Consider the following 22,185-nt stretch of genomic DNA (forward strand, 5'->3'; position numbering starts at 1 on the left):
AGTCGTGAAAAAGCTGGAAAACATCTTTGTGGCGCTCAACGGATGGGTGCTGATCCTGATGCTGTCGGCCATGGCACTCATCGTGGGCAGCAACATCACGCTGCGGTACTTCACCTCGCATTCACTGCCCTGGGCCGACGAGGCGGCTCGTTACCTGATGATCTGGCTGACATTTATTGGTGCGGGGCTGATCCTGCGTATCGGCGGCCACGTCGCAATCACCAACCTCCAGGATAGCCTGCCGCAGGCCGGGCAACGGATGCTGAGGGCGGCGATCGTTGCGATGCTGTTGCTGTTCTTTGCGTTCATGGTGCACGTCGGTTGGCAATACGCCCAGCGAATGCAGTATCAGGTCACGCCCGCGCTGCGCCTGCCCTTTTTGTACGTGTATGCGGCAATGCCGGTCGGCTTTTCCTTGTTGATCCTGCATCTGCTGTTGATTGCCCGCCCGTTCATCGAGGCGGGACGTTACCGGTCGCTGGACCCCGATGCCGATGGGCCGGATGCTTTGCCCGGAGGTGCGAATGGCTGAGATCCTGTTCCCTGCCCTGTTCGTGCTGCTGGCACTTGGACTGCCGGTTGCCTTTGCGATGGCGATTTCGGTGTTTCTTGCTATCACCTTTGCCTCCAATTACCCGCATCTGGTGGTGGTGAAGGAAATGTTTGCCGGCCTGGACAGTTTCCCGCTGTTGGCGGTGCCCTTCTTCATCCTCGCCTCCGAGATCATGACTGGTGGCGCGGTGACCCTCGCGATCTTGCGTCTGGCGCAGGCATTCGTCGGCCATTTGCGCGGTGGTCTGGGCCATGCCAACGTGGTCAGCTCGGCGATGTTCGCGGGCATTTCAGGCAGTGCGCTTGCTGATGCCGCCGGCCCGGGCACTATGATGATCCGCATGATGGAAAAAGGTGGCTATGACCGCCCTTATGCCGGGGCGCTGACAATCGCCAGTTCGGTCGTGGGACCGATCATCCCGCCTTCAATCACCATGATCATCTATGCCATGCAGGACAAGGAAGTCTCGGTCGGCTCGCTGTTCATGGCGGGGGTCTTGCCGGGACTGCTGATCACTCTGCTGATCCTTCTGGCCAATGCCCGCGTCAGCAAAGCCCGCAACTACGCTTCCGGGCGGCCAATGCCCACGCTGGCCGAAATTGGGCGGATTGCATTCTTTGCCGTGCCGGCGTTGTTGCTGATCCTGCTGGTTGTGGGCGGTATCCGCTTTGGTGTCTTCACCCCAACGGAAGCGTCCGTCATCGCCGTGTTCTACGCGCTGCTGGTCGGCATGTTCGTCTACCGCTCACTGCACTTGCGCGATCTGCCGGGGATTGTCCTGCGAGCAGCTTTGACGTCCGGAGCGGTGCTGTTGATCCTGGGCGCAGCCAGGGCTTTTGCCTGGGTGCTGATCATTGAAAGCGTACCGCAATTTCTGGCGGAGACGATCATCTCTTGGGACCTGTCCCCGATTGTCTTCCTGTTGGCTGTCAATCTTCTTCTGCTGGCTTTTGGCCTGTTCATGGATCCGCTGCCGGGGGTGATGATCCTGGTGCCGATCCTCGCGCCAATCAGCTTTGCCCTGGGGATCGACCCGAACCATTTCGCGATTATCGTGATCGTGAATCTGACACTGGGATTGGCCACGCCGCCGGTCGGCAGCCTGATTTTCGTGGTGTCCTCCACCGTGGGGCTCAAGCCCTCGGCCTTGGTACGGGAAATGCCGCCATTTTTTCTCGCCCTGGCTCTCGCACTGCTGCTGATTACCTTCCTGCCGTTCCTGTCAACATGGCTACCGAGCGTCAGTGGCTTTTGACGGCCCCTGCGCATGGGGCCGTCAGTCTTGGCGACGTAGGTCGCGTATATGCCGAACGGGCTACCTGGGATCGATGAACCAGGCCTTGGCGTTTTCATAGCAAATCCCGCGGACCAGTTGCTCCAGCGCCTCGGGGTCATCGGGCAGATGTCCGGTTTCGGACCAGCGCCCGATCATGCCGCAGAGCAGTCGACGGAAATATTCGTGGCGCGGAAAGGACAGGAATGAGCGGCTGTCCGTCAGCATGCCCAGAAACGTGGACAGCAGGCCAACCTGCGCCAGCGTCCGCATCTGGCTTTCCATGCCGTGCAGCGTGTCGTTGAACCACCAGGCGGATCCGGCCTGTATCTTGCCCGGCACCGAGCCGTCCTGAAAAGTGCCCGCCGTGGCGACCAGCACCGGATTGCGCGCCGGATCCAGCCCATAAAGCACCATGCGCGGCAGTTGCCCGTCGCGGTCGAGCCGGTCGAGAAGCACGTTCAAGGGCCCGGCCATATCGGTGTCACGCAGTGAATCCCCCCCGGCATCCGGGCCGATCGCCTGCAACAGCCGGGTGGAGCCGTTGCGCACCACATTCATGTGGCACTGCATCACCAGCCCGCGCGCCGCATAGGCACGTCCCAACGCGTCGAACAAAGCTGCCCTGTGGCCGGATGCCTGTTCGGGCGTGACAGGTTGGCCTGCACGCGCAGTGCGCAAGGCCGTATCCAAAGCGGCGGCACCCGGAATGTCACCTGCATCGAGGTGATTGATGCCATGATCTGCCGCCCGGCAGCCGTGGGCGACGAAATGATCCAACCTCAGGAGCAAAGCCGCGACCAGATCCTCGAAGCTGCGGATCCGATGCGTGAGAGCCTCCAACCGCTCAATATAACCGGCAAAGCCGGACGCCTCTATCTGCACCGATTTATCGGGCCGAAAGGTTGGCACAACGGTGATGTCCGCGCCCTTCATGGCGGCGTGATGCGTCAGGTCGTCGAGCGGGTCGTCGGTGGTTCCGACGAGCTCTACGTTCATTCGGCGCAGCAAACCCTGTGCCGTGAAGCCCGGCTCCGACAGGCGGGCATTGGTGGCGTGCCATACATGATCTGCGGTCGTCGGCGACAGCACGGTCCCAGTCAGGTCGAAGTAGCGCCAGAGCTCGAGATGCGACCAGTGATGTACAGGGTTGAGGACTGCCCGAGGCATGGCCTCGGCAAAGGCGTCAAATTTCTGTCGCCAACTGGCGTTGCCGGAGACACGGGCCTCATCCACTCCGGCCCACCGCATGGCGCGCCATTTGTAGTGGTCGAAGGCCAGCCACATCTCGCCGATGTTGTCCCATTTACGGTCCGCGGCAATCTCGGCCGGTGGCAGATGGTTATGATAGTCGACGATCGGCAGGTCACTGGCGATTTCGTGAAACAGGTGCCGTGCAGTGGCGGTGTCGAGCAGGAAATCACTGTTTAGAAAGGCAGTCATTGCGCAGCCTCGGCAGGTGAAACATGGGTGAGCGTTGCGGCAAGAGTCGCTGCCGCGCCAGTCCTTTCGAGGCGCGCATAGGCCTCCAGCACCGGACCGGTTAGCGCCGTGCAATCGTGCAGCGCCTCCGGAAGCAGGCCGGGCAGCGCGAGGACGGAGGTGACGGGCGTGTCCGAGGCCGCTGCCGCATTCAATTCGGCCTGCCGCGGATCGTCGATCGGGGCGAGGTCGCGCAGACCCTTGATCCACGCGGCCAGGGCAAGGGCACTGATGCTCCAGTCCCGGTCGGCTGCGATGTTCTGCGCGATGGGCGCCAGCAGGCGTTGGGGCATTTTCTGACTGCTGTCCATGGCGATTTGTGCCAGTCGGTGGCGCAGCCGGGGATTGGCAAAGCGCGTAAGCAGGTCATCGGCATAGGCTACAATGTCAATCCCACCAGGCAGGGTCAGTGTCGGCGCCTGTTCCGCCAGCATCAGGTGACGCAGCGCAGTGCGCAGATCATTATCCTGCATGCAGTCCGAGACAGTCTCATGCCCAAGCAGTTGGCCAAGCCAGGCCAACGTCGTGTGCGCACCATTCAGAAGGCGTAACTTCATCTCTTCAAAGGGCCGTACATCTGGTACCAACAGCGCTCCGCCTGCAGCAAAGGGGGGGATGTCTCCGGCAAAATCGTCCTCGATCACCCATTGGCGGAAAGGTTCGCAAAGGATCGCGTTCGGGTCTTCTGCATCCATCGCATCACGGATTACAGCGCGGCTTTCGTCGGTCATGGCCGGAACGATGCGGTCGACCATGGAGGAAGGAAACCGCACATGAGTGGAAATCCAGCTCGCCAGCTCCGGGTCCAGTGCCGTGGCAAAATCCAGAACCGCCGCACGCGTCAGCGCGCCGTTGTGGGGCTGGTTGTCACAGGACAGGATGGTCAGCCCGCCATGGCCCGCGGTGCGACGTTGTGCCAGCCCGGCAACAATCACTCCAATCGCCGTTGACGGCGCCCCACCCGCAAGATCGGCGCGAATGCCGGGATGGTCGACGTCGAGCGCGCCCGCTTTGGTGCAATAACCCTTTTCGGTAATCGTCAACAGGATCAACGACATGGAGGCCGAGGCAATCAGCGCGGGCAAGGCTGCGGCGCCGTCGCGGGCGGGATGGCAACTGCCGGTCAACACTCCGATTTCGCGCAGGGTGATCGTGTCACCATCTGCTTCGGCCACGTGGTAGAGACCATCGGCCTGATCGAGCGCGTCAAGCGCGTCAACGCCTGAATTCAGCCGAGCCGCCACGACGCCCCAGTCACCGCCCGCCGCGGCCAGCCCATGGTGCAGGTACACCATCGGGTGGGCGCGGGCAAAGGCGCCAAAGCCAAAGTGCAGAATGCGTGGACGAAGAGCCGTGCGGTCATAGGAGCACGGAATGCGCATGCTGGTCACAGGGAGATCCTTCTTGCTGTCTTCAATGTGCGAGACTCGCCGGATGGAAGCAGCAGGTCCGCTTCCGGCAGGACCGGCCTGCCGGGACCTTCGCGGCGGGTGCGCAAGCTGATGCTGTCGGTGTCGCAGGACACCTCGAAATGGGTCAGGCACCAGTCGCTGTCGCAGGACACCCCGTCATCCTCGTACATCAGGCTGCCATGGCATCCCTCTCCGGGGGCCGGGAAGATGGCCAGCACGCGCCCGGTTTCTGCCTCCGATGCGGCGCGGTCGGCACCCTCGCCCATCGGGATCACCGCGCCACCGCGCACGAACAGCGGGATGCTGTCGAGCGTCACTGGAAGCTCCAGCCACTGACCTCCGGCATGCCAGGTGCCGGCGTGGAACTCCCACCAGCCGTTGGCGTGTCTGGGCAAGTAGACCGCATGGGTGTCACGCCCCTTGTCGAGCACGGTTGCGACCAGAAGGTCCCGACCAAGAAGGAAGCTGTCCCCCTCCTCCCAGGTTTGCGGGTCATCGCCGAAGTCCAGGAACAGTGGTCGAAGCATGGGCTCGCTATGTTCTGCCGCTTGCCACAGGCAGGTGTAGAGATATGGCATCAGGCGATAGCGCAGGCGGATCGCCGCCCGGATTCGATCGGTGACCTCGGGGTACATCCAGGGCTCGTTGACCGTCGCATCTTCATTCCAGGAATGAATGGTGAAACGAGGGTGAAAGATCCCGTTCTGCACCCATCGCACGAACAGTTCCGGTTCCGGCCGGGGGCCAGAGAAACCGCCGACATCATGGCCGATGTTGAAAAAGCCTGACAGGCTCATCCCGAGCCCGGTGCGCTGGTTCCAGCGCAGCGTCTTCCAGTCGGTGCGGTTGTCGCCGCTCCACGTCTGCGCATAGCGTTGCAATCCCGGCGCGCCGGAGCGGCTGATCAGATAGGGGCGCTTTCGAGGGGCATGGGCTTGTTGCGCTTCCATGGAGGCGCGGGTCATCAGGATGGGCATCACCGGACGCATCAGCGCGATATCGGTGCTGTCGCCAAAGCCCGCGCATTGGGCGTGGCGGTCCCAGATTTCATACTCGTTGTTGTCATTCCAGGTGGACCCGATGCCCCGCGTCAGCAGCGCCGAGGTGACGTTCGATTTCCACCAGTCAATTGTAGCCGGGTTGGTGAAATCCAGATGTGAGCCCTCGTCATCCCAGAACACGGACATCTCGGGGCCAGAGCCTGCGTCCGCTTCCGGGCTGGCGTGGACGAACAGACCAGCGTCCGCTGCCTCTGAATATCGCGGATGGTCCTGCAGCAGGCAAGGTTTGATGTTCGCGATCAGATGCACGCCCAGTTCCGCGAATTTCGAGGCCATACCCTCCGGATCGGGCATCTTGTCGCCATTCCAGTTGAACACGTAACGCTTGACGCCAATGGAGGTGTAGCCAGAGGACATCTGAAAGCTGTCGCAGGGAATTCGATGTTCGGCGATCTTGGTGAGGAAACCTTCGAGTTGGGCTTGTGCGTCTGGCGCGTCCGTATAGGACATCGTGGAACCGGAGTAGCCAAGGCTCCAGCGCGGCGGAAAGGCGGTGCCGCCGGTCAACTGTTCCTGACGTTTGACGAGGTCCAGAACCTGCGGCGCCCAGGACATGTAGAAATCCAGATCGCCGTCTTCGGCGCGATAGGCGCGGTAGGGTGCGTGATAGTTGTCGAGTTCGTTGCCAAGGTCGAACCAGCACCCGGCGAGATTGTCGTAGAAGATTGACCAGCACCCGGCGGTCGAGGTTCGGGTGATGGTGAAAGGAACATGTTTGTAAAGCGGGTCTGTGCTTTCCGCATCATAGCCCATGGCATCGATGTTGCGCATCTCGTAGCGTTTGCCTGCGCGGTTCAAGGGACCGGTTTTCTCGCCAAGGCCAAAGACCGGTTCGCCTTCCGTACGGGCAAGGAAATGGGCGTGAGTATGATCGCGCAGGCCCAGATGGATGCCGCCGGTGGCGCGATCCTTTGCAAAGCATTGCCAGGTGCCTCCGACCTTGGCCTCCCAGATCATTTGCAACGGGGACAACAGCCGAAGGCGCAAGGTGTCCGTGGCGACAGTGATCTCGCTCTCGGAGGTGGTCACCTCCGGGGGTGGACAGGAAAACCCTGTGAGGTCCTCGCGGCTACGCCCGTGCCATGGGGCCTCGCCCTCCGGCGCGATTGTCCAGGTGCGATCCAGCCGCCACGCCGCATCCTTTTGCAGAGACACGCGGAACAGCGTGGGCTCCAGGACATGAATATGCAGCAGGTTACGTCCCTCGACGCGCAGGGTGACGCCGGTTGGGGTCTCCGCCTCCAGAGACCAGGATTTCAGGCATTTCATTATTGATATCCCAACAGAACACGCGGCAGGAACAGGCTGATTTCAGGGACGTAGGTCACCAGCATCAGCAGTCCGAACAGCAGTGCGTAAAATGGTAACAAGGGCCGGATGACCCGCGCGATCGATGTGCCCCCGACCGAGCAGCCCACGAACAGGGCCGAGCCGACTGGCGGGGTGCAGATGCCGATGCACAGGTTCAGCGTCATCACCACGCCGAAATGTACCGGGTCCATCCCGAGTCCTTTGACAACCGGCATGAAGATCGGCGTGAAAATCAGCAGGGCCGGCGTCATGTCCATGAAGGTGCCGACGATCAGAAGCGCCACATTGATCGCCAGCAGGATCGCGATCGGATTGTCGGACAGGCTGAGCAGGAAGTCCGAAATCGCGAAAGGAATTCCACCAAAGGCCATCACCCTGCTCATGGCGATAGAGGCGCCGATCATCAGCAGCACGACCGAGGTGGTGACGGCGCTGTCGATCAGGATGGCAGGCAGATCTTTGAGGGTGATCTCGCGGTACCACACCAGCGCCAGCAACAGGGTGTAGAGCACGGCCGCCGCCGAGGCTTCGGTCGCGGTAAACACCCCGGAGATGATGCCGCCCATGACGATGACAATGAGGCCAAGTGGCAGCGCCGCATCACGGGCTGCGACCCAGACCTCAGCCAGATCCGGGCGCGGCGCGACCGGATAGCCGCGACGCTTGGCGATGATGCCGGCCACGATCATCAGGCCAAGTCCCATCAGGATACCGGGCAGATACCCGGCCACGAACAAGGCCGCGATGGAGGTGCCGCCGGTGATCAGCGAGTAGACGATCAGCGTCGCCGAGGGCGGGATCAGCAGTCCGGTGGGACAAGAGGCGATGTTCACCGCAGCCGAGAATGCCGGATCGTACCCTTCCTTTTTCTGCAGCGGCGCCATCACCCCGCCCACAGCCGCGGCCGAGGCAACGGCCGAACCGGAGATTGAGCCGAACATCATGTTTGCGATCACGTTGCAATGGGCCAAAGCACCGGGCAGTCGGCCGCCGAGGACCTTGGCGAAATTGATCAGCCGCATGGCAATCCCGCCGCGGTTCATGATGTTTCCGGCAAGGATAAAGAAGGGGATTGCCAGCAGGGTAAAACTGTCGAGACCGGACGCCAACTGCTGCGCCACAATGAACAGTGACTGGTCCAGCCCCATGAACAGCAGGAAGGTGACAGTAGTTGCGATACCGATGCTGAAGGCAATCGGCACCCCGAGAGACATCAGCACGGCAAAGCTGCCGAAAAGAAGAAAGATGGATTGGGTCATGCCGTTGCCTTAGTCCAGAGGTCCGCCGACCGGCGCGCCGCTGCGGGCCGCATCCGGATCAGACGGGCCGTTGCGCCAAATCTCAAATGAAAAAATCGCGCAGAAATAGAGGATTACTGCACCCGCGAATGGAATGGCACCGTAGACATAGGCCATTGGAATTTGCAGGGCGGGCGTGACCTGACCGGAGGCCAGGGTCTTCATGACCAGTTGCCCTCCCCCTTTCACCATCACCATGCCCGCAAACCCCGCAACAGCCAGCAGGACGAAGCCCTCGGAGAGCGCCCGCGCGCGTCCGGTCAGCTTCTGGGTCAGCAGGTCGATCGCCAGGTGGCGCCGCAGTCCCATCGTGTAAGCTCCGCCGATCAGCGCCAGCCACATGAACAGGAATCGGGCCAACTCATCCGTCACCGTGGAGGGGGTGCCAAGAATGTAGCGGCTGATAACTTGCCAGCTGACGCAGGCCACCAGCACCACGAAGATCACCGAAATCACGGTCTTAAGAAAGGCGTCGACAAAGGGTCTCATATGCCGCCCTCCCCGTTTTCACGAGGTGTTGCGATCCGCGTCATTGGCTTCCTCCCTTTCACTGGCTGGCCAGTCCTGCGTCAGAACCTTGCGCAGGAATTCATATTGGTCAACCAATTTATGGTGATTGGTACGGACTTTTGAGAATTTGGTCCCGAGATGGAGGTTTTGGTTGACTGAAGTTCGAATCTGGTGAAGTTTCTCGCCATACTGGTTGACCAATTTAAGCATGTCAGACCAAAATCCACGGGAGGAGAGACCATGACCAAGACATTCACGACCGCTTTGTCTGCGCTGGCGCTGGCCGCATCGGCGGGGCTTGCAGGCGCGACAACGTTGAAGTTGAACCACAATAATCCGCCGGATCATCCGGTTCATGTTTCCATGCAGGTGATGGCTGATCGGGTGGCAGAACTCACCGATGGCGAGATCAAGATCCAGATCTTCCCGAATGCGCAGCTGGGCACCCAGCGCGAATCCATGGAACTGGTTCAGAACTGCGCCCTGGAAATGGCGCGGTCCAACGCGTCCGAGCTTGAAGCCTTCGAGGAGAGCTACTCCGCGTTGAACCTGCCGTATATCTTCTCTTCAGAAGAGCATTTCAATTCGGTCATTACCGGTGATATCGGGCAGGATATTCTGAACGCCTCTGTCGACCAGGGGTTCCGCGGTGTCGCCTTCTATACCGAGGGCGCGCGTTCCTTTTATGCGCAAAAGCCCATTCTGTCGCCCGACGACCTGAAGGGGGTAAAGGTGCGGGTGCAGCCCAGCCCTTCGGCGATCCGTATGGTGGAACTGCTGGGTGGTAACCCTACGCCGATCTCCTGGGGTGAGCTGTACAGCGCCTTGCAGCAAGGCGTCGTGGATGCCGCGGAGAACAATCCTACGGCGTTGACGACTGCCCGCCACGGCGAAGTTGTCAGCGATTTTTCTCTGGACGAACACACGATGATCCCGTCTGTCGTCGTGATCTCCAACTGTGCCTGGGACGCGATGACTTCGGAACAGCAGGCGGCTCTGCGCACGGCCGCGCTTGAATCGATGGCGGCGCACCGCAAGGCGTGGAATGCGGCCTCGGATGCGGCAATCGATGAGGCCAAGGCGTCGCTGAACGTAAACATCCATACGGTCGACAAGGCACCCTTTGCGGCGGCCGTTCTGCCGATGCATGAGGAAGTCGCTGCGAAATCGGAAAAGCTCGCCGAGCTGATCGATCGTATCAAAGCGGCACAATAACCGGCAGAGGCACAGGCACCAATGTTAGAACGCTCCGAACTGGCAGATAATGCGCTGCAGGCGCTGCATGACGAAGACTATGATCGGCCCTTCAACACGCAGTCGCTGAACGCCGATACGCTGATCTTTACCCGCGGCCGCCACGGGCAGTCGCTGGACGGGGATTGGAACTTCTGTGTCGATCTGCTGGACACCGGCCTCAGGCAGAAGTGGTTCGCCATGCTGCCGGAGGCACCGGAAGATCGGATCGAACCCTGGGATTACGATCCTTACATGGGGGAAACGGTGCCTGTGCCCTCCTGCTGGCAGATGCAAAAGGATAAGTGGTATTTCTTCGAAGGGTCTGCCTGGTACACGCGGGCGCTGACCCATACGCCGTCCGAAGGCCGCCGCCAGATCCTGCGTGTTGGCGCGGCGCAATATGACTGCAAGGTCTTCCTGAACGGGGAATTTGTCGGCAATCACTACGGCGGCTCGACCCCGTTTTGCGTGGAGCTTACGGAAACGCTGAAACCCGGCCGGAATTGGCTGATGCTCTGCGTGAACAACACGCGCACCCTTGATCGCGTTCCGATGCGCAACACGGATTGGTTCAACTACGGTGGCATCTACCGCGAGGTGACACTCTACGATTTGCCATCCACAGTGATCCGCGACCTGTTCGTGCGCCTTGACGGTGACGAGATCCGTGTCTCTGCCGAGGTTGATGGCCCGGCGGATATGGCCCGGTTTGCCATCCCGGAGCTGGGCGTGGACGTGGCGATGCCGCTAGTCGATGGCAAGGGCGAGGTCGCAATTTCTGCAAAGCCAGAGCTTTGGTCGCCGGAAACTCCCAAGCTTTACGAAGTGCGCTTGACTGCTGGTGAGGACGAAATCCAGGATCGTGTCGGGTTCCGCACCATCCGTCGGGAGGGGACCGAGATACTGCTGAATGGTCGCCCGATTTTCCTGCGGGGCATCTCGGTGCATGAGGATGACGAAACCCTCGGAAAAGTGACGTCAGACGCGGACATTCGCCGTCGCTTTGCACATGCAAAGGAACTGGGCTGCAACTATTTGCGTCTGGCACATTACCCGCATCACGAACGCGCAGCCGAAATAGCCGACGAGCTGGGGCTGTTGCTGTGGGAAGAAGTGCCGGTCTACTGGGCCATCGACTTTGCCAACCCGGCCACGCGACGTGACGCGCAGAACCAGTTGCGCGAACTGATCCGGCGCGACCGCAATCGTGCCAGCGTCATCATCTGGTCGGTCGGCAATGAAAATCCGGACACCGATGCAAGGCTCGACTTCATGCGTGGACTGGCGGATCTGGCCAAGTCCGAAGATCCGACCCGCCTCACCTCTGCAGCTTGCTTGGTCAATCATGCCAAACTCAAGATCGAAGACCGGCTGGCGGCTCACATTGATGTGATTGGACTCAATGAATACTATGGCTGGTACGAAGAGAATTTCGAAGAATTGGGCGTTATCGGCCGCAACTCCGCTCCGGACCGGCCTGTTGTGATCTCCGAAACCGGCGCAGACGGCGATAACACGGATCAAGGCCCCGAACGTGGTTTGTTCAGCCTTGCCTATCAGGATGAAGTCTATCGCAAGCAGATCGCTACGCTTCGCGAACTCGACTACATCAAGGGCATGTCTCCGTGGATCCTCTATGACTTTAGAGTGGAGCGGCGTCAGGGCGTTTTTCAGCGCGGCTGGAACCGCAAGGGGTTGATTGCCGCCGACAAGGAAACCAGGAAACCCGCCTTCTATACGCTTGCTGCGTACTACGCTGAACGCGCTGCGCAGGATCGGGATGCAGCGGCAGCAACCAAGGGGGATCAGGCATGAGCCAATATCGGCGATATCAGGATGTGGCGCAGGCGCTTCGGGGGATGATCCGCGATGCCGGGCTTTCGGTCGGTGACCGGCTTCCGCCGGAGCGACAGCTATCTGAGCGCCTGTCGGTCTCGCGCTCGCTGGTGCGCGAAGCGCTGATCATGCTGGAGATCGACGGGCTGGTAGAAGTCCGAAAGGGCTCTGGTATCTATCTGGCGGCATCTTCGGCCACCGCCGCACCGCCTGTCCGGGATGATATCGGCCCCTTTGAACTGTTGCAGGCGCGGCAGCTTCTGGAAAGCTCGATCGCTGCCTTTGCCGCCGAGATGGTGACCAAGAACGACATTATCCGAATGCGCGAAGCGCTGGAGATGGAGCGGGCCGATATCGAGGCTGGGAGCACGGACCATTCCGGCGACGAGCTGTTTCACCGTCTGATCGCAGAAGCCACGCAAAACAGCGTGTTGGTCGATATGGTGCATGAGTTGTGGCGCAAACGTGACCAAAGCCCGATGTGGGCCAAGCTGCACGACCGCATCTTTGATGCGGATTATCGCCGCAACTGGCTGGAGGATCACCAGCGGATCCTGGCCGCCCTGCGGACCAAGGACAGCGCCGCCGCGCGGGCTGCCATGTGGCAGCATCTGGCGCATGTGCGCGAGACCCTGATGGAATTGTCGGACGTCGATGATCCTGCCTTCGATGGCTACCTGTTTCAATCCATTTCCGCGCCGAACTGAGGCCGGTCTCACCTTCCCGCGCGGTTCCCCACCGGCGCATAGACTGACAAGAACAAGAGGATCGCATGATCGAAACCTGGCGCTGGTTTGGCCCGCACGACCCGGTAACACTGGATGACATTCGCCAGGCAGGGGCCAGCGGCATCGTCACCGCCCTGCATGAGTTGCCCAACGGAACTGTCTGGCCGGTCGAGGCGATCGCGGCGCGGCGCGACATGATTGCCGATGCGGGCCTGCGCTGGGAGGTTGTCGAGAGTGTACCGGTGCATGAAGACATCAAGCGCGCCGCACCGGGCTGGGAAGTTAAGGCTGAGGCCTGGGCGCAATCTCTCCGAAATCTCGCGGCCTGCGGTATCACCACGGTATGCTACAATTTCATGCCCTTGCTGGACTGGACGCGCACCGATCTCGCCTACGCTCTGCCGGATGGCGCGCTGTGCCTGCGCTATGACGCTGTGGATGCGGCGGTGTTTGATATCCATATTCTTTGCCGCAGTGGCGCCCTGAGCGATCATCGCCCGGACATCGTCGAGCGCGCGGCAAAGCGTTATGCGGATATGTCCTCCGAAGCCTGCGAGGCGCTGACACGTACCATCATCGCAGGCCTGCCCGGTGCGGAAGAAAGCTTTGACCTCGACAGCTTTCGCGCTCAGTTGGCGCTTTACGATGACATCGATGCGGCGCGCCTGCGGAAAAACCTGGCAGCGTTTCTACGCTACGTGGTTCCGGTGGCCGAGGAGGTCGGCGTCCGGCTGGGGATTCATCCGGACGATCCGCCCTTCCCCATTTTCGGCTTGCCGCGGGTGGTCTCCACCGAAAACGACCTCGAGGCTATTCTTGACATGGTCAATAGTCCCGCGAACGGCCTTACTTTCTGCACGGGATCGCTTGGCGCGCGGAAGGACAATGCGCTTACGCAGATGCTCGACCGTTTTGCCGCGCGGGTGAACTTCCTGCATCTGCGTGCCACGTCGCTTGAGCAGGATGGTGTCAGCTTTCACGAGGCCCCGCACCTTGCTGGTGATGTCGACATGGTGGCCATGGTGCAGGCGGCGTTGGAGGCCGAGGTCGTGCAGGGGCGGTCCCTGCCCTTCCGCCCCGACCATGGGCACATGCTGGCGCATGATCAGCGCGTCGATAGCACGCCAGGTTACCCCTACATCGGGCGTCTGCGTGGTCTTGCAGAGCTGCGCGGGGTCATCCATGCGCTTGAAAAACGTCGGTAAAAGCCAGTGGCTTCTAGCCTAGTTGGTTGCTTGCAGCGTGCGGAACGCCCCAGCGCAGTATCGTGCCAACATGGCGGCAGGGAACTCAGCCCTGCCGTGAACTAACGCGGATGATGCCGTCAAGCGGTCGGTCCAGCTGCGCCGGAATCGGCTGACTGGCCGCTGCGCTTGCGCAGCTCTGTCTTCAGGATCTTGCCATAGCTGTTCTTGGGCAGCTCTTCGACGAACTCATATCGCTTGGGGCGTTTGAAGGCTGCGATCTGTTGGCGACACCAGCTGTCCAGCTCGGCAACCGTGACGGTCTGCTCCCGCGCCAGAACCACATAGGCGACCACTTGCTCCCCCCAGTCGGGTTCCGGTTCGCCGATCACGGCAACCTCAAAAACTGCCGGGTGGGTCAACAGGGCTTCCTCGACCTCTCGCGGGTAGATGTTGGTGCCGCCTGAGATGATCACATCCTTCGAGCGGTCCGTGAGATAGAGAAACCCGTCCTCATCCATGTGACCCAGATCTCCGGTGTGCAGCCATCCGTCCCTCAGCGCTTGCTCGCTGGCTGGTTCATTTCGCCAATACCCACTCATCACGGTTGGTGCCCGTACGCAGATTTCACCGGTCTGCCCTGCGGGTAAGTGGGAGCCATCGGGGCCAAGCACTGCCAGCGTCACGGCGCCCTGGGCGATCCCAACGGAGGCACGACGGGCTTTCCAACGTGGATGAGACTGATCTGCGACCAGGTCTCGGGGCAGGACCGAAATCGTCATCGGCGTTTCGCCCTGGCCATAGATTTGCACGAATTTTGGCCCGAAACAGGCGAGCGCTTCGTCGATGTCATTGGCGTACATCAGGCCGCCGCCATAAATGATCGTGCGGATCCCGTCGCCATCGTAGCCGAGCTGTTTCGCGTGAGCGATCAAGCGTTTGACCATCGTTGGCGCGGCAAAGAAAACGAGATCCCCCCGGCTTCCGGCAAGCCGGATGATCTCATCGCAATCGAAGCCACGCGATGCGGGCACAAGATGACGGCCGCCCGCACGGATCTGCGCGAACATGTACAGACCCGCGCCGTGTGACATGGGTGCGGCATACAGCATGTGGTCGTCCGGCCGCGCCGTGTCGACGTCCATTGCGTAGCACAGCGTCATGCAGCGCAAGTTTTCATGGCTGAGCATCACACCCTTCGGCGTGCCGGTGGTGCCGGACGTGTAGAACAGCCATGCAAGATGCTGATCTGCGACTTGCTCGGGCGGGGAAATGGCGACCTGCGTCCTGATCTGGGCGCCGAGGGGCGCTTCGGAGATTTCCGCATGCTCCGCGAACACGTCTCCCGACTGGGTCAGGACCACGGCTGCGCCGGAATTGTCGATGATCCATTTCGCTTCCCGAGGGTGCAGTTTGTGGTTGATCGGCACCGCCACGGCACCGAGCCACCAGCAGGCGTGCAGCGCCTCGATGTATTCCGGGGCATTTGCTGCATAAATTGCAACACGGTCCCCCGCACCAATGCCGTGCCGGCCGCGCAACCACGCCGCGCGGTTGCAGGTCGCCTGCATCAGCTCATGATAGCTCTGTCGCAGTTTGTCTCCCTCGTAGAGCGCCGGACGGGAGGGCCATGATCGAGCCGTCTGATACAACCAGTTCGCGATATTCATAGTCTTGAGACGTTCCGGATAGGTGTCAGGCGCGATCAGCTTGCAAAATGGTGGCATAATTTGCCACGGCTGCGCCGCCCATGTTGAAAACAAGACCCCATTCGGCGCCTGCACGCTGTATGCCGCCGGCGCGGCCGGTTAGCTGGCGAAAGCCCAGGGCATGCATGGACACCCCCGTGGCCCCCACCGGATGGCCCTTGGCCTTGAGCCCGCCAGAGAGGTTCACCGGCGTGCGCCCGTCGGCGAAGACGGTGCCGTCCTCGAGGGCACGCGCGCCCTCACCTTCTGGCGCCAGGCCCATCGCTTCGTAGATCAGAAGCTCTGCCGGGGTGAAACAATCATGGACCTCGGCAAAGTCGAGATCGGATACAGTGATGCCTGCCACCTCGTAGGCCTGCCGGATTGCGCGGGCTGGTCCTTCAAAGGCGACAAAGTCGCGGCGGTTCATGGGCAGGAAGTCCGAGACATGCTCCGCGGCAGCGACCCTGACCCGTGCAGGCGCATCCCCGGCCTCGGCATTCTCGGCACTTAGCACGATCGCCGCGGCACCATCTGTCACCAGAGAGCAGTCGCTCAGGCGCAGCGGCGGAGCGATCAGCGGGTTGCGCTCACTTTCCTCTCGGCAGAATTCATACGTGAGCGGCTTGTGCATGTGGGCCAAGGGGTTCTTCATCGCGTTGTCGTGGTTCTTGGCCGCGATGCGCGCCATTGCATCCATGGGGCTGCCGTATCGTTTGGCGTATTGCTTTGCAGCGATTGCGAACACCTGCGGAAAGCTCAGCCCGGCTTCGGTCGGGTTGTTTTGATAGCCCGCTCCCGCCAGCGCCTGGGTGACCTCGGCTGTTGACCGGTGGGTCATCTTCTCGGCACCCACGACGAGCACGTTTCGGGCTGCGCCCGACCGAATTGCATTTATGCCGCCGTGGATCGCGGCCGCCCCGGACGCGCAGGCGTTTTCGCAGCGCGTGGCAGGCTTGAACCGGAAGTCCGGATGAGCCTGAAGGATGAGAGAGGAGGCAAATCCATCTGGCACCAGACCCGAGTTGAAGTGCCCGAGGAAGACTGCATCAATATCGGACGCAGAAACTTGTGCCTCCTCCAGTGCCTCTCGTGCCGCCTCGACGATCAGATTCTCAAGGGTCTCCTCCAGTCGGCCAAAGCGGGTGTGGCCGGAACCGATGATATAGATGTCGTTGCTCATGAAATGTCCTCCCACGCTGACCCTGACGGAAAATACCTGTGGCCGGTATTCGTAGAACTACGTAGAAATCTACGTAGACGCTACGTAGATACGGGTGCAGTATGGAGGGGGCGCATTGAATTACGACCAGATTTCAGAAGCGGATCTGAACTTGACCGGTTTTATGGATGCGCCGATTGGCCTGATGGTGTTGTCAAACAGGGTGATCCAGCGGGTCAATACGGAGATCGAGCATATCTTTGGCTGGAGTTGTGAAGAGCTGGAAGGGCAATCCATTCGTATCCTGTACCCTTCCAGCGTGGACTATGAAAAGACCGGCATTCGCTGGCGGCGCTGGTTGGATGGTCGTCCCCGTTACACCGATGAGCGGTTCATGCAGTGTCGTAGCGGCGAAATCATCTGGACGCGTGCCTCTGGACGGACCCTGACACCGGCTGACCCGTTTCGGTTGATGGTGTGGACCTTTCAGCACCTTGAACATCGGCCGCCTGATGCGGCGACGTTGACCCCCCGTGAACGTGAGGTCGCTCGCTATATCGTCAATGGCTACACCAGTAAGGAAACCGGAAATGCGATGGGAATATCCCCTCGAACCGTCGAGGTCCATCGCGCATCGGTCATGAAAAAGCTGGGAGTTCAGAACGCCGCCGAGCTGGTCGCCAAAATGATTGTTCAGAGTTAGAGGCGCGTCTCACGGGAATACTAGCGTTGGGCCATGTCGATCGCTGCGACGCAGTTGATATCGGCCCTGCGCCACTGCTGGTTTTTGAGCGCGGAAGCAGGCGAATCCACAGCGCGTGTCCGTTCACCACGCGCGCCTGGTCGACAAAATCTGGAGGGGAACTTGCATCTGAGGTCGCAAACGAGCGCCGATTCAGAAACAATATCGGGCTTGAGCTCGTACTGCACGGGATTGCGTGAACAAACGGCGGATTTGTTTGATTTTTAGACAACTCACTTCAATTATGAGGTGAGCTGTTTACGAGGAGGTCTATCCATGACGCGTATTACAAAGATGTTCAAGGCTTGTAGTGCATCGCTCGCAATGTTCACTACGCTGCCCACAATTGTTTCGGCACAGACGGTTGGCGTGGATCTTGGCGTCGACGTGCAACTGGGGGGAACCCGACCAGCCGCAGTCCCGGAAATCGACGCATCAACTGGCGCCATGGCGCTCGCCGCCTTGGCCGCTGCACTCGTGCTAACCTGGGAACTCAACCGCCGCCGCAAGGCGAAATAAGCGGCGGTCAAATCAAGGACCATTGGCCGGTGTACCATGCAACGGCGGCGATGTATGCGTTGGCGGTAACATGTGCAACGACTGCATCGCCCAGCCGTCCCCGGCGGAGCATGGCTGCCGCAAACAGCAGCCCGGCGAGGGCAGCCAGAGCAAAGCGGCCGTGCAGGGCCGCAAACAGTGCCGTGGACACGAAGACCGCAACGACTTTGGCTGTCAGGGTGCCAGTATCAAGTCGGGACAACAGGTAGCCGCGGAAAAAGGCTTCTTCGATCACCGGGACCAGAAGGGTTGTGCCGACGGTTCGGATCAATGCCCAGATCACAAACGCGCCGCCGCTCAAGGCGACGACTGGCATGTCCTCGCTAGGCGCGGGGGCTGAGAACCACACCCAGACCGCGCCCACTGCAAGGCCGACGGTGACTGCAAAAGGGTCAAGCGACAGTTGGATCTGGGCGCGCAAAGGTCGACGCATCCACAGAAGGGCCCCAAGCATGGCGGCCGCTTGCAGTGGATAACCATGTGCCGGGTTCTCCCAGAACGCATGCGCTATGATGCCTGAAACCATGAACGCGATGAACGGAATGATGAGTGCGGCGATGGGATTGGCGCCGAGTGTGGTGTCATCGCGTTTGATGCCTTCCATCCGACGCAGTGCAGGCACGGACTGGGCGAGGTAGAGCACCCCAAGCGCGAGCATGATGAAAAGGAGCCAGCCGGCGAAACTATGGAACCCGTTCACGGCAAGCTCCGGCGACACGTGCTTGCCAAGGAGGATCAGCACCGTGATCCGTACAATGTTAAAGAGCCAACTTGCCAGGAGCGCAGCGGGCCAAAGCATGAGCCAGAACACGCCCTGTCGCAAAGTTTCTCGAAACAATATGGCATAGATTGCCATGAAGCCCGTGATCAGGGCAAAACCTTCAATGCCAGAACATTGGCTGGCGACGGCCACCACGAACCCTGGCAGCCCGATCCAGGCGCGAGAGGGTTCGATGAAGACCTCTGGCTCCACCGCTGAAAGCAACAGCGCGACTCCCTGAAAGGTTGCTTGTGAGACCATCTCGACGGCCCAAAGGGGCTCCAGCATCTGGGCAAGAAATGGGATCAGGGCTGCCAGCAACAAAATGGCAAGAGGCTGGAAGTTCTCGCCTTTCAACCAGTGCCACCAGTTTGCGGGCCGGACCACCCAGCATAGCGCCCCGACAGCGGTCAAGGCACCGCCTGTGGCAAGCAGCATGAAAACCTGGGCAAACCTCTCGTTCGCCTCCTGTGGCGGGATCAGATGCACCGGCAAGAACATGATCAGTACGCCTGACAGGTGGATCAGGCCCCAAAGGTGGGTGCGACCTGAATCCCGCATCAGATTGCGTAATCGCTGCCAGCTTTGGCGACGTGTGCACATCAAGATGACAAAGGCCGTGACAGCACAGATCGCGCTGATGAAGGAGATCCGCAGGCCGCGGCACAATCCGACCAGATCTGTCGTGTGACATTCGATAGGAAAGGCAAATTGGTAGGTCACGATGACCGCAATACTCTCCAGACCAATAAGGGCCAGAAGCGACGTGATGCCCACCTGTCGTTTTATGCCTGCCTGCCGTTGCAACCGAACCTCTGTCAAAGAGACACAACCCTGACGAGATAACCTGTTGAGTGTGGCAAAATTATGGGCTTGTCCAGGCACGGATGCGCGGACCAGCCGTGGCGGATTATCCTGCTATGGACTCTGGGTTCTCCGGCGGTAGGACAGAAGTGTCCACGCCTATGGCTCCTCCGCTGACAATATTCCACGCTTGCGGGGTCAGTGGGACAACGGTTTTTTAAGTTGCAGAGGTGGTTGAAGGTCCTGCTGAAGCCGTTATGTGAGCAGCCAACGTGTTCTTGACAGGCCCAATCGATGGAGCCTCACCTGAAAGGTCCAGATATGAAACGCATTCTCGCACTCGCCCTGACACTGACCATGGGAACTGCAGCCGCTGCCGAAACGCTCACTGTGGGCATGTCTGGCGGCTATTTCCCTTTCACCTTTGTGAAGCAGAATGAACTTCAGGGGTTCGAAGTCGATGTGATGAACGCCGTTGGAGAAGAAGCCGGTTTTGATATCGAGTTCGAAACCATGTCCTTCTCCGGTCTGATCGGGGCGCTGGATGCCGGTCGCATTGACACCATCGCCAACCAGATCACCGTCACCCCTGAGCGGGAGGCAAAGTTTGTTTTCACGCAGCCCTACGTCTTTGATGGCGCCCAGGTGGTGACCAAGAAAGGCAATGATGAGGTCTCCGGTGTCGAGGATCTGCGCGGGAAAACCGTGGCGGTGAACCTCGGTTCAAACTTCGAGCAGCTTCTGCGCGACCTGCCCTATGCCGATGAAATCGACATCCGCACATATGAATCCAACATCGAACAGGACACCGCGCTTGGCCGCGTGGATGCCTTCGTGATGGATCGCATCTCGTCTGCGCAGGTCATCAAGGAAAGCCCGCTGCCGCTGCAACTGGCCGGCAAGCCGTTCTCCGAAATCCGCAACGCTTTGCCGTTCCGTGACGACGCAGAAGGTCGCGCGCTGCGGGACCGTGTAGATGCGGCTCTGACCACGCTGAAGGAAAACGGAACCCTCGCCGACATTTCCGTCAAGTGGTTCGGTACCGACATCACGGAGCAGTAACCGATGCGGGGACTGGACCTTGAATACATGCTGGGGCTGGTCCCCGTCATCGCGGGATATATCCCGCTGACCCTGGCCATCGCGGCGCTGGCAATGCTGCTGGCGCTTGTGCTCGCTGTGGCCTTGGCGGTGGAGCGCGTGGCGCGGGTGCCTGTGCTGGATGCGCTGGTACTGCTCTTTATCAGCTTCTTCCGCGGGACACCTCTGCTGGTGCAGTTGTTTCTCTTTTACTACGGTTTGCCACAGGTCTTGTCCTTCCTCACGGCGATTGACGGGGTGACGGCGACGATCATGGGATTGACGCTGCATTTCGCGGCCTACATGGCGGAAACGATCCGGGCAGCCATCACCGGGGTAGACCGGAGCCAGTGGGAGGCGGCGCAATCCATCGGCATGACGCAGGTGCAGATGATGAGCCGAGTGATCCTGCCGCAAGCCGCGCGCACGGCGGCGCCCACCTTGGTCAATTATTTCATCGATATGATCAAGGCCACCTCGCTGGCCTTTACGCTTGGCGTGACCGAAATGATGGGCGCGACCCAAAAAGAAGCTGCCGGAAGCTTTCTTTACTTCGAGGCCTTTCTTGTCGCCGCGGTGCTCTACTGGATCATGGTTGAAGCGCTGAGCCAGCTGCAGAAACGCTTGGAAACACGTCTGAACAAGGCATATGCACGATGATCCGTATCGAAGGACTGACCAAACGTTTCGGAGAGACCACGGTTCTCAACAACATCAATCTGGAGATTGAAGACGGAGAACGGGTGGTGATCATCGGTCCGTCGGGAACCGGAAAATCGACCCTTCTGCGTTGCGTGAATTTTCTGGACCGGCCTGATGCAGGGCGGATCACGGTTGGTGCTGTCACGGTAGATGCGGCGCACTCGCGAAAGCGGGAGATCCTGGCCCTCCGCCGAGCGACAGCGATGGTGTTTCAGAATTACGGGTTGTTTGCGAACAAGACTGCGCTTGAGAACATCATGGAAGCGTTGGTCACTGTCCAAAAACGGCCGAGACAGGAGGCGGAGCAGCGCGCGCGCGACATCCTGTCCGAAACTGGGCTGAGCGACAAGGCTGACAATTATCCCGCCAGCCTGTCCGGTGGGCAGCAGCAACGGGTGGGGATTGGTCGCGCCATGGCCATCGGCTCTGAACTGATGTTGTTTGACGAACCAACCTCCGCGCTGGATCCCGAATGGGTCGGCGAAGTTCTGGACCTGATGCGCTCGGTTGCGCAAAAGCGCCAGACCATGTTGATCGTGACGCATGAAATGCGCTTTGCCCGTGATATCGCGGATCGGGTCTTGTTCATGGATGGCGGTCGCATCGTTGAACAGGGACCGCCTGAGCAGGTTTTCGACGCACCTCAGGACGCGCGGCTGAAACGCTTCCTGAGCCGGGTGGCTGGCTGACAGGCGGGAGCGCGGCCGGAACGTCGGCCGATTGGCCGGATTACCAGCCCACAGGCAAAGCCGAAGTAACGGGAGTTGGAAGGCTTGATCGGATCACGCGAGGTCGCTTCAGACCT

At 60.5% G+C, this 22,185-nt stretch carries 19 protein-coding genes; 11 read left to right on the plus strand and 8 right to left on the minus strand.

From position 1 onward, the window contains the following. The first annotated feature begins 4 nt into the window (after nt 1-4). Entirely contained in the window at nt 5-532 is a 528-nt protein-coding gene (locus ACZ52D_RS16995) for a TRAP transporter small permease (RefSeq protein ID WP_464443468.1), read from the plus strand. Then, nucleotides 525-1,808, plus strand: a complete 1,284-nt coding sequence (locus ACZ52D_RS17000) for a TRAP transporter large permease (RefSeq protein ID WP_464443469.1) — start codon at nt 525-527, stop codon at nt 1,806-1,808. Before ACZ52D_RS16995 ends, ACZ52D_RS17000 begins: the two co-directional genes overlap by 8 nt. A gap of 60 nt (nt 1,809-1,868) precedes the next feature. Here the strand turns inward: ACZ52D_RS17000 and uxaC are convergent, their stop codons facing one another. The 5 genes from uxaC to ACZ52D_RS17025 are packed head-to-tail and all read right to left on the minus strand — an operon-like array spanning nt 1,869 to nt 8,879. Beyond that, nucleotides 1,869-3,269: a glucuronate isomerase gene (uxaC, locus tag ACZ52D_RS17005; RefSeq protein WP_464443470.1), complete on the minus strand. Its 1,401-nt coding sequence runs from the start codon at nt 3,267-3,269 to the stop codon at nt 1,869-1,871. Further along, complete coding sequence (locus ACZ52D_RS17010; protein ID WP_464443471.1) at nt 3,266-4,690, minus strand: mannitol dehydrogenase family protein; 1,425 nt, start codon at nt 4,688-4,690, stop codon at nt 3,266-3,268. The genes uxaC and ACZ52D_RS17010 overlap by 4 nt, the downstream gene beginning before the upstream one ends. 5 nt (nt 4,691-4,695) lie before the next feature. After that, nucleotides 4,696-7,050 carry a glycoside hydrolase family 31 protein gene (locus ACZ52D_RS17015; protein ID WP_464443472.1) on the minus strand — a complete coding sequence of 785 codons (2,355 nt, stop codon included), beginning with the start codon at nt 7,048-7,050 and terminating at the stop codon, nt 4,696-4,698. Next, on the minus strand, nt 7,050-8,351 hold the full coding sequence (locus tag ACZ52D_RS17020; protein ID WP_222455663.1) for a TRAP transporter large permease: 1,302 nt from the start codon (nt 8,349-8,351) through the stop codon (nt 7,050-7,052). The genes ACZ52D_RS17015 and ACZ52D_RS17020 overlap by 1 nt, the downstream gene beginning before the upstream one ends. Before the next feature lie 9 nt (nt 8,352-8,360). Next, nucleotides 8,361-8,879, minus strand: coding sequence for a TRAP transporter small permease (locus tag ACZ52D_RS17025; protein ID WP_464443473.1), 519 nt, complete (start codon nt 8,877-8,879; stop codon nt 8,361-8,363). A 261-nt stretch (nt 8,880-9,140) separates the two neighbouring features. Between ACZ52D_RS17025 and ACZ52D_RS17030 the strand changes: the two genes are divergently transcribed. The 4 genes from ACZ52D_RS17030 (at nt 9,141) to uxuA (ending at nt 13,905) form a co-directional block, all read left to right on the plus strand. Beyond that, a complete protein-coding gene (locus tag ACZ52D_RS17030) occupies nt 9,141-10,115 on the plus strand; it encodes a TRAP transporter substrate-binding protein (RefSeq protein WP_222455661.1) in 975 nt (324 codons plus the stop codon). Nucleotides 10,116-10,136: 21 nt separating this feature from the next. After that, nucleotides 10,137-11,951 (plus strand): glycoside hydrolase family 2 protein, encoded by a 1,815-nt coding sequence (locus ACZ52D_RS17035; RefSeq protein WP_464443474.1) that lies wholly within the window; start codon nt 10,137-10,139, stop codon nt 11,949-11,951. Continuing rightward, nucleotides 11,948-12,679 carry an FCD domain-containing protein gene (locus ACZ52D_RS17040; RefSeq protein WP_222455659.1) on the plus strand — a complete coding sequence of 244 codons (732 nt, stop codon included), beginning with the start codon at nt 11,948-11,950 and terminating at the stop codon, nt 12,677-12,679. The genes ACZ52D_RS17035 and ACZ52D_RS17040 overlap by 4 nt, the downstream gene beginning before the upstream one ends. Nucleotides 12,680-12,744: 65 nt before the next feature. Beyond that, nucleotides 12,745-13,905: a mannonate dehydratase gene (gene uxuA, locus ACZ52D_RS17045; protein WP_464443475.1), complete on the plus strand. Its 1,161-nt coding sequence runs from the start codon at nt 12,745-12,747 to the stop codon at nt 13,903-13,905. 119 nt (nt 13,906-14,024) lie between these two features. On the opposite strand, the gene ACZ52D_RS17050 is transcribed toward uxuA, so the two are convergent. Further along, entirely contained in the window at nt 14,025-15,554 is a 1,530-nt protein-coding gene (locus ACZ52D_RS17050; protein ID WP_464443583.1) for a class I adenylate-forming enzyme family protein, read from the minus strand. A 25-nt stretch (nt 15,555-15,579) separates the two neighbouring features. Then, a complete protein-coding gene (locus ACZ52D_RS17055; protein ID WP_464443476.1) occupies nt 15,580-16,755 on the minus strand; it encodes a thiolase domain-containing protein in 1,176 nt (391 codons plus the stop codon). A 115-nt stretch (nt 16,756-16,870) separates the two neighbouring features. On the opposite strand from ACZ52D_RS17055, the gene ACZ52D_RS17060 reads away from it, so the two are divergent. Together ACZ52D_RS17060 and ACZ52D_RS17065 are read left to right on the plus strand one after the other, a co-directional pair. After that, nucleotides 16,871-17,437 carry a LuxR C-terminal-related transcriptional regulator gene (locus ACZ52D_RS17060; RefSeq protein WP_464443477.1) on the plus strand — a complete coding sequence of 189 codons (567 nt, stop codon included), beginning with the start codon at nt 16,871-16,873 and terminating at the stop codon, nt 17,435-17,437. 315 nt (nt 17,438-17,752) lie between these two features. Beyond that, entirely contained in the window at nt 17,753-17,995 is a 243-nt protein-coding gene (locus tag ACZ52D_RS17065; protein WP_464443478.1) for a VPEID-CTERM sorting domain-containing protein, read from the plus strand. Between the two features lie 7 nt (nt 17,996-18,002). Here the strand turns inward: ACZ52D_RS17065 and xrtE are convergent, their stop codons facing one another. Next, a complete protein-coding gene (gene xrtE / locus ACZ52D_RS17070) occupies nt 18,003-19,571 on the minus strand; it encodes an exosortase E/protease, VPEID-CTERM system (RefSeq protein WP_464443479.1) in 1,569 nt (522 codons plus the stop codon). A gap of 348 nt (nt 19,572-19,919) precedes the next feature. On the opposite strand from xrtE, the gene ACZ52D_RS17075 reads away from it, so the two are divergent. From ACZ52D_RS17075 to ACZ52D_RS17085, 3 genes are read left to right on the plus strand one after another with little or no spacing between them, the layout of a single operon-like run. Beyond that, a complete protein-coding gene (locus ACZ52D_RS17075) occupies nt 19,920-20,660 on the plus strand; it encodes an amino acid ABC transporter substrate-binding protein (protein ID WP_464443480.1) in 741 nt (246 codons plus the stop codon). A 3-nt stretch (nt 20,661-20,663) separates the two neighbouring features. After that, nucleotides 20,664-21,338, plus strand: coding sequence for an amino acid ABC transporter permease (locus ACZ52D_RS17080; RefSeq protein ID WP_222455651.1), 675 nt, complete (start codon nt 20,664-20,666; stop codon nt 21,336-21,338). Further along, a complete protein-coding gene (locus tag ACZ52D_RS17085; protein WP_222455650.1) occupies nt 21,335-22,069 on the plus strand; it encodes an amino acid ABC transporter ATP-binding protein in 735 nt (244 codons plus the stop codon). Before ACZ52D_RS17080 ends, ACZ52D_RS17085 begins: the two co-directional genes overlap by 4 nt. Nucleotides 22,070-22,185 lie beyond the last annotated feature (116 nt).

Source organism: Leisingera sp. S2M4, assembly GCF_055398055.1.